At 64.1% G+C, this 13,013-nt stretch carries 14 protein-coding genes; 11 read left to right on the top strand and 3 right to left on the bottom strand.

All coding sequences use genetic code 11. The annotated features are described in order from the left end of the window. The first annotated feature begins 7 nt into the window (after positions 1-7). The 9 genes from SKZ59_RS22645 to SKZ59_RS22605 all read left to right on the top strand — a co-directional run bounded on the left by SKZ59_RS22645 (position 8) and on the right by SKZ59_RS22605 (position 8,407). Positions 8-736, top strand: coding sequence for a flagellar basal body rod protein FlgF (locus SKZ59_RS22645; RefSeq protein ID WP_034757782.1), 729 nt, complete (start codon positions 8-10; stop codon positions 734-736). Between the two features lie 32 nt (positions 737-768). After that, complete coding sequence (flgG, locus tag SKZ59_RS22640; RefSeq protein ID WP_167468652.1) at positions 769-1,557, top strand: flagellar basal-body rod protein FlgG; 789 nt, start codon at positions 769-771, stop codon at positions 1,555-1,557. Between the two features lie 11 nt (positions 1,558-1,568). Beyond that, positions 1,569-2,231, top strand: a complete 663-nt coding sequence (flgH, locus tag SKZ59_RS22635) for a flagellar basal body L-ring protein FlgH (protein WP_235194328.1) — start codon at positions 1,569-1,571, stop codon at positions 2,229-2,231. A 9-nt stretch (positions 2,232-2,240) separates the two neighbouring features. Further along, complete coding sequence (locus tag SKZ59_RS22630) at positions 2,241-3,353, top strand: flagellar basal body P-ring protein FlgI (protein ID WP_034757769.1); 1,113 nt, start codon at positions 2,241-2,243, stop codon at positions 3,351-3,353. After that, positions 3,350-3,742, top strand: coding sequence for a flagellar biosynthesis protein FlgJ (locus tag SKZ59_RS22625; RefSeq protein WP_413774590.1), 393 nt, complete (start codon positions 3,350-3,352; stop codon positions 3,740-3,742). The genes SKZ59_RS22630 and SKZ59_RS22625 overlap by 4 nt, the downstream gene beginning before the upstream one ends. A gap of 81 nt (positions 3,743-3,823) precedes the next feature. Continuing rightward, positions 3,824-5,185, top strand: coding sequence for a flagellar hook-associated protein FlgK (gene flgK, locus SKZ59_RS22620; protein WP_319993019.1), 1,362 nt, complete (start codon positions 3,824-3,826; stop codon positions 5,183-5,185). Positions 5,186-5,195: 10 nt separating this feature from the next. Continuing rightward, on the top strand, positions 5,196-6,107 hold the full coding sequence (gene flgL, locus SKZ59_RS22615; protein ID WP_070303083.1) for a flagellar hook-associated protein FlgL: 912 nt from the start codon (positions 5,196-5,198) through the stop codon (positions 6,105-6,107). A gap of 5 nt (positions 6,108-6,112) precedes the next feature. Next, positions 6,113-7,156: a hypothetical protein gene (locus SKZ59_RS22610; RefSeq protein WP_070303082.1), complete on the top strand. Its 1,044-nt coding sequence runs from the start codon at positions 6,113-6,115 to the stop codon at positions 7,154-7,156. Between the two features lie 150 nt (positions 7,157-7,306). Beyond that, entirely contained in the window at positions 7,307-8,407 is a 1,101-nt protein-coding gene (locus SKZ59_RS22605; protein WP_319993018.1) for a glycosyltransferase family 9 protein, read from the top strand. Here the strand turns inward: SKZ59_RS22605 and SKZ59_RS22600 are convergent. Together SKZ59_RS22600 and SKZ59_RS22595 are read right to left on the bottom strand one after the other, a co-directional pair. Further along, positions 8,392-10,566: a putative bifunctional diguanylate cyclase/phosphodiesterase gene (locus SKZ59_RS22600; RefSeq protein ID WP_319993017.1), complete on the bottom strand. Its 2,175-nt coding sequence runs from the start codon at positions 10,564-10,566 to the stop codon at positions 8,392-8,394. The two genes, SKZ59_RS22605 and SKZ59_RS22600, sit on opposite strands and share 16 nt — an antisense overlap. A gap of 108 nt (positions 10,567-10,674) precedes the next feature. Further along, on the bottom strand, positions 10,675-11,133 hold the full coding sequence (locus SKZ59_RS22595; protein ID WP_034757746.1) for a hypothetical protein: 459 nt from the start codon (positions 11,131-11,133) through the stop codon (positions 10,675-10,677). Positions 11,134-11,315: 182 nt separating this feature from the next. Between SKZ59_RS22595 and SKZ59_RS22590 the strand changes: the two genes are divergently transcribed. Next, on the top strand, positions 11,316-11,783 hold the full coding sequence (locus tag SKZ59_RS22590) for a PACE efflux transporter (RefSeq protein WP_319993016.1): 468 nt from the start codon (positions 11,316-11,318) through the stop codon (positions 11,781-11,783). Here SKZ59_RS22590 and SKZ59_RS22585 read toward each other — a convergent pair. Next, entirely contained in the window at positions 11,759-12,640 is an 882-nt protein-coding gene (locus SKZ59_RS22585) for a LysR family transcriptional regulator (protein WP_319993015.1), read from the bottom strand. The genes SKZ59_RS22590 and SKZ59_RS22585 overlap by 25 nt on opposite strands. An 82-nt stretch (positions 12,641-12,722) precedes the next feature. Here SKZ59_RS22585 and SKZ59_RS22580 point away from each other — a divergent pair, with 82 nt between their 5' ends. Further along, positions 12,723-12,926: a DUF3460 family protein gene (locus SKZ59_RS22580; protein ID WP_070303076.1), complete on the top strand. Its 204-nt coding sequence runs from the start codon at positions 12,723-12,725 to the stop codon at positions 12,924-12,926. The last annotated feature ends 87 nt before the right edge of the window (positions 12,927-13,013 follow it).

The raw sequence follows: 13,013 nt of genomic DNA, 5'->3' as shown, positions 1-13,013 counted from the left end.
AAGAGCAATGGATGCGCTGATTTATACCGCCATGAGCGGGGCCGACCGTGCCCTGCGGGCACAGCAGGTACACGCCAACAACCTGGCCAATATCGAGACGGGCGGCTTTCGCGCCAACCTGGAAGTGTCCACTGCCCAGCCGCTGCAAAACGGCTATGGCTACGACGACCGTCACATGACGCAGACGCAGTCGAGCGCCATCGGCACGCGCACGGGCGCCATCAAGGAAACCGGGCGCGAGCTCGACGTGGCCGTCACGGGCCCCGGCTTTCTCGCGGTGCAATGGCAAAACGGCGAAGCCTACACGCGCGCCGGCGCCATGGACCTCGATGAAACGGGCGCGCTGACCATCAACGGCCGGCCCGTGCTGGGCGAAGGCGGACCCATCACGATTCCCGAGCACACCAGCCTGTCGATCGGCGGCGATGGCACGATTTCCATCCAGGTGCCGGGCACCGCGCAAATGCAGACCGTCGACAAGCTCAAGCTGGTCAATGCGGAATCGGGCGAGCTGACGAAGAACGAAGCGGGCCTGATCGTGGCGCGCAGCGGCGAAGACTTGCAGGCCGACCCGGCGGTACGCATCCGCGACCGCCACCTGGAAGGCAGCAACGTCTCGGCCGTCGAGGAAATGGTCGCCACCATGAGCCTGAATCGCAGTTTCGAGATGCAGATGAAAATTTTCAAGGCCAGCGACGCGATGACTGAATCCGGCAACCGCCTGCTGGGCGCCTAAGCCCAACGCCAACCAATTACCAGGAGTAAATCATGAATCCAGCAATGTGGATCAGCAAGACCGGCGTGCAGGCACAAGATGCCAAACTGCAAGCCATCGCGAATAACCTGGCCAACGTCAATACCGTTGGTTTCAAGCGCGACCGCGTCGTCTTCGAAGACCTGTTTTACCAGGTCGAGCAGCAGCCGGGCACGCAGCGCGCCGACAATACCCTCTCGCCATCGGGCGTACAGCTGGGTAACGGTACCCACATGGTGGGCACGCAAAAGGTGTTTACCACCGGCAGCCTGCAAACGACGAGCCGCGAATTCGACGTCGCCATCACCGGCAACGGCTTTTTGCAAGTGCTGCGCCCGAACGGCGAAGCGGCCTACACGCGCGCCGGCCAGCTGGGCATCAATGAAAACGGCGTGATGGTCAACGCCCAGGGCTTGCCCCTGGTGCCGCAGATCACCGTGCCGAACAATGCCACGGCGATCACCATCGGCGAAAACGGCATGGTCACGGCCACCGTGCCGGGCAATGTCGCCGGTACCGAACTGGGCCAGTTGAACCTTTCCAGCTTCGTCAACCCGACGGGCCTGCTGGCACTCGGTGAAAACCTGTTCCAGGAAACGGCATCGAGCGGCACGCCGACGGAAGGCCGTCCCGGCGAAGGCGCCCTGGGCAAGCTGAAACAGTTCGCGCTGGAAGGCTCGAACGTGCAGGTGGTCGAAGAGATGGTCGACATGATCGCTGCCCAGCGCACCTATGAAATGAACACCAAGGTGCTGTCGGCCGCCGACAATATGCTGCAATACCTGGCGCAAGCGGCACGCTGATGACAGCCGCCATGAAAGCCACGGCCGCCATGCTGCTGGTGTTGATGGCCGGTTGCGCCAGCCAGCCGATGGCGCCGCTGGCGCCCAGCTTTTCCGATACGCCGCTGCCCGTGGCGCCGCGCAGCGCTGCGCAAGGCGGCGTGAGCGGCGGCGTCTTCAATCCCGACGCGGGCCTGGCCCTGACTTCCGACAGCCGCGCCTTCCGCGTCGGCGACGTCGTCACCGTGGCGCTGCAGGAAACCACGCAGGCCAGCAAGAAGGCCGGCACCTCGTTCAACAAGGGTTCGTCCGTCGGCGTGCAGGCGGCCAACATCCTCGGCAAGACCTTCCCCAAGACGGGCATCGACCTGTCGGCCGACCGCAATTTCGCCGGCGACTCGACCAGCACACAGCAAAACGCGCTGTCCGGCGCCATCACCGTGATCGTGCAGGAAGTGCTGCCGAACGGCTTGCTGCGTGTGCAAGGCGAGAAAACCCTGACCCTGAACCAGGGCGAGGAATTCGTGCGCCTGCGCGGCTACCTGCGCGCGGCCGATATCGATTCGAACAACCAGGTGTCATCGTTGCGCATCGCCAATGCGCAGATCGCCTATTCCGGCCAGGGCACCCTGGCCGAAGCCAACAAACCAGGCTGGCTGACGCGCTTCTTCGTCGGCCCATGGATGCCGTTTTAAGGTGAGCTCATGAAATTTCGTTCCGCCCTGCCCCTGGCAGCCATGCTCGCTGCGCTGTCCGGCTTTGCCCTGCCCGCCAGCGCCGCGCAAGTGCTGCGCAACCTGGTCAGCATCGAGGGCGTGCGCGACAACCCGCTGGTCGGCTACGGTCTCGTCGTGGGCCTGAACGGCAGCGGCGACACCACCCAGGTAAAATTTTCCAGCCAGTCCGTGGTCAACATGCTCAAGCAGTTCGGCGTGAAGATGCCGGACGGCGCCGAATCGAAAAGCAAGAACGTCGCCACCGTCATGGTCAGCGCCGTGTTTCCCCCAGGATACCGCCGTGGCCAGGCCATCGACGTCACCGTCTCGTCCCTGGGCGATGCGAAAAGCTTGCGGGGCGGCACCTTGTTGCTGACGCAATTGCGCGCGGCCGATAATGAAACGTATGCACTGGCGCAAGGCAACGTCGTCGTCGGCGGCTTGAACGCCACGGGCAAGAGCGGCTCGTCCGTCACCGTCAACACGCCCACCTCGGGCCGCATTCCCAACGGCGCCAACATCGAGCGCGAAATCCTCAGCGATTTTTCGACCAAGCCGACTGTCACCCTGAACTTGCGCCACCCGCATTTCGAGACGGCCATCAATATCGTCGAAGCCGTCAACCGCCGCTTTGGCGCCGTCGCCACCACGCGCGACGCCACCAGCGTGGAAGTGCTGGCGCCGGAAAACCCGACCCAGCGCGTGGCCTTCATGGCCAAGCTGGAAGCGCTCTCCGTCGATGTCGGCGTCGATACGCCGAAAGTGGTGTTCAATTCGCGCACCGGCACCGTGGTCATCGCCGAAGGCTTGCGCGTAAAAGCGGCCGCCGTCACGCACGGCTCGCTGAAAGTGGTCATTTCCGAAAGCTCGGCAGTGAGCCAGCCGGCGCCGTTCGGCCGCGGCCAGACCACCGTCACGCCGCAATCGAAGGTGTCCGTCGACCAGGGCAACGGCAATATGTTCAAATGGCCGGCCGGCGCCAAGCTGCAGGCCATCATCGACGTCGTCAACAGCCTGGGCGCTTCGCCCGACGACATCATGGCAATTCTGCAAGCCCTGGACCAAGCCGGGGCCATCGAAGGCGAACTGGTGGTCATATGATGAATATCAACGACAGCAGCAGCGCCCTGCCTTCGGCGCTCGACGACAAGTCCCCTGCCGCCGCCACGCCGGCCGATCCCCGCTATGCGGCCAAGGCCACCGAGGCTGCCGTCAAGTTCGAAGCCTTCTTCATCTCGCACATGCTGCGCCAGATGCGTTCGGGCACGCGGGAGATGGCGGGCGAAGACAGCGTCTTCAAGGATCCCGTCAACAGCGACATGCTGGAAATGGCCGACAATCTGGTGGCCGACAAGATGGCCGGCCAGCGCGCCTTCGGCATCGCCGACGCCATCCTGCGCCAGCTGCTGCCGGCGGCCGGCGCCCCCGTGGCAGCCAAAAGCGCCGTCAAGACCGACAATATCGCAGCGCCGCTTAATAAATCCGTCTGAAGCGTCGCCTGTACAAGGTAATATCGATTCAATGCCTGCCCACCCGCACGCGCCACACTCTTCACGAAAGAAACTTGCCCAATGAGCATCATCAGCAATGCATTGTCAGGCAGCATCGCCGCCCAGGCCGCACTCAATGCGGCCAGCCAGAACATCGCCAACCTGCAAACGGCGGGCTACACGCGCCAGGGCGTACTGTTGTCCTCGCTTGGCGCAGGCGTGGGCGTGCGCTCGGCCGGCAATGGCGTGGAAGTGTCGGCCCTGCTGCGCTTTGCCGATGCTTATAAAAGCCAGCAAATGTGGCGCGCCGCGTCCGACCAGGGCGCCCGTTCGCAGACCCAGCCTTATCTGACCCAGCTCGAGCGCGTGATGGGCGACGATGCGTCGAGCATCAGCAATGGCATCGACGGCTTTTTCGCCGCCCTCAACGCCTCGGCCGTCGACCCGACGTCGACGCCGCTGCGCCAGCAGATCGTCACCTCCGCCGACGCCATGGCGCAGCGCTTCAACAGCATCAGCACCGTCATGGGCAACCAGCTGCTGTCGTTGCAGCAGCAACGGGCAGCGATCGTGCCGCAAGCCAATACCGCGCTGGCCAATATCGCCGCGCTGAACCAGCGTATCAGCACCTCCACGGCCGCGGGCACGAATGTGTCGTCGCTGATGGATGCGCGCGACCAGCTGATCGATAGCCTGGCCGCGCAAATGGGCATCGAGGTGCTCGACCAGCCGGACGGGTCGCGCAATGTCTCGCTGAAATCGGGCCAGCCGCTGGTCATCGGCAGCATGGCAGGTACCCTGAGCAGCAACATGACGAACACGGGCGAGCAAACCCTGAGCCTCGATTTCGCCAAGTCCTCGTACAAGCTCGACCCGGTCACCATCGGCGGCCAGATGGGCGGCCTGGGCGAGTTCGAGCAAAATACCCTGAAACCGCTGCAGCAGTCGCTGCAAGACATGGCGACCCAGTTGACCAACAAGGTCAACGCGCAGCTGGCACTGGGAAAAACCATGGCCGGCGCGCCGGGCGGCCCCCTGCTGGTGTATGCGAATGGCAAGCTGAGCATTACCCCCGGCTTCAACGCCAAGGATCTGGCCCTGTCGCTGACGGGCCAGGCCGGCGATAGCGGCAACTTGCAAAAATTAATCGAGATCAAGAATCAACCGATCACCGTCAGCTGGGTCGGTTCCGTCCTGATGAGCGACGCGGACACGCAGCTGGTCGGCAAGCTCGGTATCTACAGCCAGCAGAACCAGGCCCTGCTGAAGACGGCCAACACGGTGCGTTCGCAAGCGATCGACGACTGGAAGTCCACCAGCGGCGTGAACAAGGACGAAGAAGCGATGAGCCTGGTCGAATTCCAGAATATGTATCAGGCAAACATGAAAGTCATTTCCGTGGCGAATAGCCTGTTTGACGCCACTTTGCAAATGATGGGTTAAGGAGAAGATCATGCGTGTCGCCAGCAGCCAGTACCAATCGCTGATCAATATTTCGCTTCAGCAAAACCAGGAACGCATCAACTTCCTGACCCAGCAGATGTCGTCGGGCCTGCGCATCCAGCTGCCATCGGACGATCCGATCGGCAACGTCCGCATTTCGCGCCTGACGCGCGAGCAAGCCATGGTCACCCAGTACCAGGACAATATCGCTACGGTAAAAGTGCGCCTGCTGAAGAACGAAAACTACCTGTCGAGCATGGTTACCGACATGGGCCAGGCGCGCGACCTGCTGGTGTGGGCCGCCGACGGCAGCAATACGCCCGGCGACTTGAACGCGATGACGCAATCGCTGACAGCCATGCGCGACAGCGTGCTGTACACGGCCAACCTGAAGGACCAGGAAGGCCGCTACATGTTTTCCGGTACCGCCACCGACCAGCCTGCGATCAAATACGACCCGGCGGCAGCCGTCGGTTCGCGCTACAGCTACGTCGGCAATACCGACACGCAGACCGTCGTGGTCGGCAATGGCGTGACGCAGGCTGCCAACGTCGACGTGAAGAACCTGGAAGTGTGGCTCAACAAGATCGACCAGGTGGTCACCACCCTCGGCACGCCGGGCGTCAACCCGAATGACCCGGCCGTGCGCGCCATCGTCAACGATGGCCTCGGCGGCACCGACGATGGCATGGATTTGCTCTCCGGCAAGATCGCCATTTTCGGTGGCGCGCAAAACATCCTCACCACGCTGTCGGGCAACCTGTCGAATGTCTCGCTGTCGAACAATTCGGCCCTGCTGGACCTGAAAAAGACCGACATGGGCGCGGCGGCCATCGAACTGACCGGCTACCAGACGGCCCTGCAGGCAACATACAAGGCATACGCCAAGGTGGGCACCCTTTCCCTGTTTGATCTTCTCTGACCATCATGCAAATCGTTCAGACCTCCTCCTCTTCCGGCGTCAATGCCAAAGGCGCTGGCACAGCCCGCGTCGTCGATGACGCATCCGCCGCCATCAACGGCAGCGCCAGTGCGCGCAGCGAGGCGCCAGCGGCGAAGAGGTCGACGGCGAGCCTGCAGCGGGGCCTGAGCAACTGGGATCACCAGCTGCAGGGGGAGATTTCCAACGCGCAACAAACACTCGACTACCTGGAACGCAGCAGCAGCCAGCTGCAAGCGCTGAAAAGCGAGCTGGCAGCCAAGCTGGCCGCGCGACAGGGCCGCGAAGGGCAAGTCGAGGCCAGAGTACGCCAGTTCAGCAATACCTGGCGCCAGCGCGCCAGCGCCTCGGGCGGCACGCTCGACGCACAGCTCGGCTATACGAGCCCGCAGGCGGCGCAGCAGAACTTCAGCATCCGCGGCCTGACCATGGCCAGCCTGCAGGAAGGCCCGCAGGAAGTGCTGGCGTTTTCCGTCGGCGGCGCGAACCAGGCCTTGCGTTCGGTCAATATCGAACCTGGCCTGAGCGCGAATGAAATCGTCTCGCGCTTCGACCGCGCCTTGATGCCATCAGGCATCGGCGTCAAGCTGGGCGAGAATGGCGAACTGGTGTTCAGCACATCGGAAGCGGCCTGGGCCAACGTGCGCGACAGCCTGTCCGTGCGCGGCAGCGGCATCCGCTACCCGACCGGCCAGATGAGCCGCGTGCGCACGGATGCGGAACCGGCCGCCATCGCCCCGGAAGAATGGAATACGGGCGACGTGGAAGCCCTGCGCGCCACCTTGCAGCAAGTGGTGCAGGCGCTGGCGCAGTTGCAGGCGGCGCGCAGCTCCGTCAGCCTGGCCCTGGCGCAAGCGACGGGACGGGTTGCCCGCGCGCAACCGGTGCAAGTGAACGTCAGCATGGATACCCTGGCGGAAAACTTCACGCAAAAGGCCAGCGAACCTGGCTATGAATCGCTGCTGGCGATCAGCTCGGCATTGGTCGGCATCAGCCGCGAGCGCGTTGTCGCCCTGCTGGGCCTGGAATAACCGCTTCCCGTGCGTGCGCCGCCCTGGCGCACGCGGCAATAAAAGGGGCATGCCCCCTAGCTCAGGACGGTGGAAATCCGTAAGATGCTGCTGTCGCTTGCCGATTCACCACTACGCCGGCGCATTTCGTCATCCACCTCCGGAGTTCCCTTGATAAAAACCGCCGCCCGGCTGATCAGCTACGCCCTGCTGGGAAAATCCGGCAAGCAGCCCCTCGACATCGCCAAGGTGCGCAAGGTGCTGATTTTGCGCAACGACAAGATCGGCGACATGATCGTCACGTCGGCCCTGCTGCGCGAGCTGAAGAAAAACTATCCGCACTGGCAGATCGATGTGGCCGCCAGCAGCGCCAACCGCGATGTCATCGCCGGCAACCCGCATGTGAACGAGATCCTCATCTGGGACAAGCAGCCGCTGCTGCGCGACTTGCGCACCACCATCGCCGACCTGCGCCGGCGCCGCTACGACGTCATCTTCAACCCCTACAACCGCTTTTCGATTCCCTTGCTGCTGCGTATCAAATGGCTGGGCGCCCGCTACCTGACGGGCTTTGCCATTCCCAAGTACGGCACTTCGACGGCGAAGCTGGGCATGTTCGACCATACGGTGCCCTGCGACCGCAGCCGCCACATCCTGCACAGTTTTTTCGCCACGTTCGAGGAGTTTGGCCTGCGCGACATCGATATGCGCTATGAACTGTTCGGCGTGGACGCGCACGCGGCACGGGTCGACGCTGCCTGCGACAGCCTGCTGCGCGCCCATGATGGCTTGTTCTGCCTCAACTTCCAGGGCAGCAATGCGCAACGCACGGTCAGCGTGGCCGATGCACAGCGCTGCTGCGCCGCCCTGGCGGCACGCTATCCGCGCCATGCGCTGCTGGTGATCGCCGCGCCGGGCACCGAGGCGCGCGCCGCCGAGATCGTGCGCGGCGCCGGCCATGCCAACGTGATGAGCGCGCCGCCCACCGGCCACATCCTGGAGCTGGCGGCCCTGATACGCCGCTGCGACCTGGTGCTGTCGCCCGACACGTCGGTGATCCACATCGCCTCGGCGTATGACAAGAAAATCGTCGGCTACTACATCCGCACCGACAACTACCGCTGGTTTTACCCGGCCAGCAGCCATTACCGCGTCATCCTGGCCCCAGGCCTGACCCTGGCCTCGGTCAGCGATGCCGAGACCCTGGCCGCCGTGGAAGACCTGATGGAAGGCGCCGGCCAGGCGCAGGAGACGCTTCAGGCCGCCGGCTGAGACGCCAGCAGGCGGTCCATCTGCCCCACCGGCAGCGCGCGGGAAAAGAAATACCCCTGCGCATAGTCGCAGCCGGCGGCACGCAGCAGATCGCGCTGCGACGCCGTCTCCACGCCCTCGGCCACGACTTTCAAGCCCAGGCGCTGCGCCAGGGCAATGATCGCCTCGCACAGTCCCTGCCCCGCGCCATCGCTTCCCAGTTCGCCGACCAGCGAACGGTCGATCTTGAGAAAATCGATATCGGCCTTCTGGATGCACGCGAGCGACACCTGGCCGCTGCCGAAATCGTCGAGCGCCAGCGCCAGGCCCATGGCGCGGAACTGGCGCAGCCGGTCAACCACCTGGCGCGCTTCGTCGAGCAGCACCGCTTCCGTTGTTTCGATGACGATGGCGCCCGGCGCCAGGCCGTGGCGCGCCAGATGCCCGCCCCAGTCCTGGTACAGCGCGGCGTCGCAGCGAAATTCCACGGCCGACTTGTTGATGCTGATCTGGAACGCGGTGCCATGCTCGTCCTGCCACTGCCGCGCCTGGCGCACGACCTGGCGAAACACCCACTCGCCGATATCGATGATCAGGCCGTTCGCCTCGGCAAAGCCGATGAAATCGGCCGGTGCCAGCAAGCCGCGCAGCGGATGGCGCCAGCGCAGCAGCGCCTCGGCCCGCTCGATGCTGCCATCGCACAGGCGAATGATGGGCTGGTAATGGACTTCGAACTGGTCCTGCGCCAGCGCCAGGCGCATTTCGCGCACCGTGCTGCGGCGCAATTCGGCCGCCTGCTGCAATGCCGGTGTGAAATAACTGTAGCCGTTGCGCCCCGCGCTCTTGGCCGCATACATGGCCTGGTCGGCATGCCGCAGCAAGGTGTCCGGCGACTCGGCGTCGGCCGGATACAGGGCCACGCCCACGCTGGCCGACACTTGCACCGTGTCGCCGTCGAGCACGAACGGCAGGGCCAGCGCGGCCGTCAGTTCCTGCAGCACGCGCTCGATGCCGCCCAGCTGCCCCACGCCAGCGAGGATGACGGTGAACTCGTCGCCGCCCAGGCGCGCGACCGTATCGGTGGCGCGCACGCGCTCGCTGATGCGCCGCGCCACCTGGCGCAGCAGCATGTCGCCCTTCTCGTGGCCGAGGCTGTCATTCACCTGCTTGAAATGGTCAAGGTCGATGAACAGCAGGGCCAGGCAAGCGCCCTCGCGTTTGGCGTGGGCCGCCTCGTGCTGCAAGCGGTCGAGAAACATGTGGCGGTTCGGCAAGCCCGTCAGCTGGTCGAAATTGGCTTGCCGCCAGATGCGCTCGGACGCGGCGCGCTGCGCCGTGATGTCGCTGACCAGCGCCAGCGCGCCCAGGTAGGTGCCGCTGGAGTCGAAGATGGGATTGGTGGCCAGGGTGGCCCACAAGGTGCTGCCGTCGCGCCGCAGGAACTTGAATTCGTGGCGCTCGACGATGCCGTCCTGGCGCCGCGCGATGTTGCGCTCGAGGATGGCGCGCCCCTCCTCATCCATGAAGGCCGCCAGCGGCTGGCCCAGCATATCCTCGATCTGGCAATCGAGCATGTGCGCCATCTTCGGATTGACAAAGCTGGTCAGCGCCTGCGCATCGATTTCCCAGATGCCCTCCTCGGCGCTGTGCACGATGCGCCGGAAGCGCTCTTCGCTGCGTTCGAGCGCGGCCAGCTTGCCCTCGGCCTGCTCGAGCACCAGCCGCAGCGCCTGGCCGTTCGGATCGGCGCTGCCCAGCAGGCTGACGGGCAAGCCCGCCTCGCGCACGCCGGGACGCGGCGGGGGCAGCTGCACCTGCAGCTGGATGCGCTCGGGCTCGCTGCTATTGAGCACGCGCTCCACGAACTGTTCGTAATCGCGGCGGAACGCCTCGTGCACAAAAGAACGGAACAGCACGTGGCCGGGACGCCCGCGCGCCAGGCCGAACAGTTCGGCCGCCACCAGGTTGACCTGCAGGATCACGCCATCGAGGCCCAGCACGAAATAGGCGACGGGCGCCAGCAGGTATAAATCGTTGAAATACGCTTGTTCGCGTTCGGCCTTCATCCGTTCCGGACTGAAGACGCCATCGTCAAGCAGGGGCGCGACGTGCCGCGGCACGCCGTCGTAGCCGGGCGGGGAGGAATCCAGAGCAGGTACCGCTTGCGGTGGTGTATCCATGGCTGTCCTTGGCACGGCCGCCCTGGAAAACAGGTGGGTGCAGTAGCGAGACTAGCACGCGCCACGCGCAGTGTCGAGCCATGGATGCCGTTTCTGCAACAGGGCCGCTCAGCGGCCCATGCCCATACGGTGGCGGCGCAAGCCGAAATCATGGCCGACCACCAGCAAGGTGCTGGCCACCAGGCTCGACAGCCCCACGATCAGCTGGATCAGCTTATCGTCGGGCAAGACCCACAAGGACGAGTCCGGCGCCTCGCAGCCCGTGGCCGCGCTGATCAGCGGAGATACCCAGGCCGCGTCCGGCGTCACGTCGAGCACGACGGCGCCGTCGGCGCTCGTCTGCATATAGATATCACCCCCTTCGGCCAGGGTAAAGCAGATACCCACGCCCGTTTCCGTGGCGCGGATATTGTCCTGCATGCTGCGGTTATGTTCCTCGATCCACACTTCCACGTCGTATGGCGTTTCCAGGTGCTCCCATGGACGGGGACGGAAACGGGGACGTTCTTCCGGGCTAGCGGGGGTGTCGGGAACGTCGGGGATATTGCTGTCTGCTGCGCCTTGCATGCTCGTTGACCTTTTCTGCGGTGATGCGGCGGGACCGGTTGCCCGCCAGCCGCCATTATCCACCGTTCACGGCGCGCATGGTATTCCCACACCGAATCAATCAGAAAAACTGACAGCTATCGACTTCAAACATCAGCACACCTGACTTAAAATAGCCGCCATCTCTTCTTTACAGGCTTTACATGCAAGGCATCAAACGCAAAATCGTCTACGTCACCGCCTTTGAAATCATCGGCATGGCCATTTCCACGGCCTGGCTGACTCTGCTTTCGGGCGAATCGCCCACCAGCACGGGACCGCTGGCGATCATGATCACCACCATCGCCGTGATCTGGAACCTGCTCTACAACACGGCGTTCGAATACTGGGAAATCCGGCAAGTGTCGCGCACGCGCACGGTCTGGCGCCGTATCCTGCATGCGATCGGCTTCCAGATCACCCTGGTCATCTACCTGATCCCGCTGATCGCCTGGTGGCTCAACATCAGCCTGTGGCAAGCGTTCGTGCTCGATTTCGCGCTGATGCTGATCATCCCGTGCTACAGCTTCATCTTCAACTATTTCTTCGACGGACTGTTCGGCGTGCCCCTGTCGGCGCAGCAGCCGAAGGAAGAGCCAGCGAATGTTCAGGCCACTTCGCTGAGCAACTGAAGAAAGGACCGCGCCGCCATGCCCAGCGGCCGGTCCTTCATCCACACGAGGTGGATGGGCACGACGAGACCATTGCCCGTATTCTTGAATGCCACGCAGCGCACACGCCCTGCCGCCAGCGAATCCTTGATGGCCGAGGCGGCAAAGTTGCCCCAGCCCAGTCCCGCCTCCACCATCGCCAGCGCCATCGGCAAACTGTCCGTGCGCCAATAGGACAGTCCCACCACAGGGCGCGCATCGGCCAGGTCGAGTTCGCGGCTGGCCACGATGATCTGGCGCAAGTTCACCAACTCCTCGATATACAGGGGCCGGCCCGCCGCGTCGGGCGGATGCTGGGTGGAGATAATCGCCAGCAAGGCATCGCTGCCCACCAGCTGGAACTGTTCTTCGTGATTGATGCGCCCGCCAGCAAAAGCCATGCAGGCGCTGATGCGGCCCCGGTGCAGCATGTCGAGCACATCGTCCTGCGGCGCCGTCAGCACTTCGATGTCGAGCAGCGGATGGCGCTGCGACAGCGCGCGCACGGCGGCCAGGAAGGGCGTATGGTCGAGCTCGGCCGCGATGCCCAGCGAAATGCGGCTTTCCAGTCCCTGCGACAATTCCTGCACGTGCAGGTGCAACTGCTTCAACTGCTCAGCGATCAGGCGCGCGTGGGGAAGCAGCGCCATGGCGGCCGGCGTGGGCACGGCTTCGCGCGCGCCCCGGTCGAACAGGGCGATACCCAGTTCCGCCTCGATATTGGCCATCGCCATGCTGACGGCCGATGGCGCCCGCCGCAAGGCGCGCGCGGCGGCCGAGAACGAACCGCCATCGACGACGGCCAGGAACAGTTCGATGTTATGGCTGGACAGTTTCATGGGGAATATGGAAAGTGCGGTGGAAAGTGCGGCACTTTTGCGCGCCAGGGCGGTCAAAAGGAAAAACCATGGGAGGACGCGCATGCGCCATCGACTACCGTACCGCCGCAGCGGCTATGTCTCGGACTTTACCCGCTTTATCGACGGCTATCTGCAGACACACCCGGAAGTACTGGAAAACCAGCGGCGTGGCTGGCGCATCTGGTGGGAACGCCCCGCCAAGCTGCGCGAACTGGAACTGATCCACGCCGACAGCGTGCCGGAGCCGCCCTACCACTACGACTAAAAACGCCTGACCAAACCTACTGCGCGGTGCGCCTTGCGGCCTGCGATGCTCGCCGTACCTTCGTACGGCTGCGCGTCTCGGCCACAA

This window comes from Janthinobacterium sp. GMG2 (assembly GCF_033949445.1).
Lineage (GTDB): Bacteria > Pseudomonadota > Gammaproteobacteria > Burkholderiales > Burkholderiaceae_D > Janthinobacterium > Janthinobacterium aestuarii.
The sequence above is the reverse complement of the archived record's forward strand: the minus strand, read 5'-3'. Positions and strand labels throughout refer to the sequence as shown.

What these genes read in the sequence shown, in the direction of transcription:
- SKZ59_RS22595 (WP_034757746.1), bottom strand. Translation starts at nt 11,133, where the DNA reads ATGCAAGGCGCAGCAGACAGCAATATCCCCGACGTTCCCGACACCCCC.
- SKZ59_RS22590 (WP_319993016.1), top strand. Translation starts at nt 11,316, where the DNA reads ATGCAAGGCATCAAACGCAAAATCGTCTACGTCACCGCCTTTGAAATC.
- SKZ59_RS22630 (WP_034757769.1), top strand. Translation starts at nt 2,241, where the DNA reads ATGAAATTTCGTTCCGCCCTGCCCCTGGCAGCCATGCTCGCTGCGCTG.
- SKZ59_RS22645 (WP_034757782.1), top strand. Translation starts at nt 8, where the DNA reads ATGGATGCGCTGATTTATACCGCCATGAGCGGGGCCGACCGTGCCCTG.
- SKZ59_RS22610 (WP_070303082.1), top strand. Translation starts at nt 6,113, where the DNA reads ATGCAAATCGTTCAGACCTCCTCCTCTTCCGGCGTCAATGCCAAAGGC.
- flgG (WP_167468652.1), top strand. Translation starts at nt 769, where the DNA reads ATGAATCCAGCAATGTGGATCAGCAAGACCGGCGTGCAGGCACAAGAT.
- SKZ59_RS22600 (WP_319993017.1), bottom strand. Translation starts at nt 10,566, where the DNA reads ATGGATACACCACCGCAAGCGGTACCTGCTCTGGATTCCTCCCCGCCC.
- SKZ59_RS22580 (WP_070303076.1), top strand. Translation starts at nt 12,723, where the DNA reads ATGCGCCATCGACTACCGTACCGCCGCAGCGGCTATGTCTCGGACTTT.
- flgL (WP_070303083.1), top strand. Translation starts at nt 5,196, where the DNA reads ATGCGTGTCGCCAGCAGCCAGTACCAATCGCTGATCAATATTTCGCTT.
- SKZ59_RS22585 (WP_319993015.1), bottom strand. Translation starts at nt 12,640, where the DNA reads ATGAAACTGTCCAGCCATAACATCGAACTGTTCCTGGCCGTCGTCGAT.
- flgK (WP_319993019.1), top strand. Translation starts at nt 3,824, where the DNA reads ATGAGCATCATCAGCAATGCATTGTCAGGCAGCATCGCCGCCCAGGCC.
- SKZ59_RS22625 (WP_413774590.1), top strand. Translation starts at nt 3,350, where the DNA reads ATGATGAATATCAACGACAGCAGCAGCGCCCTGCCTTCGGCGCTCGAC.
- flgH (WP_235194328.1), top strand. Translation starts at nt 1,569, where the DNA reads ATGAAAGCCACGGCCGCCATGCTGCTGGTGTTGATGGCCGGTTGCGCC.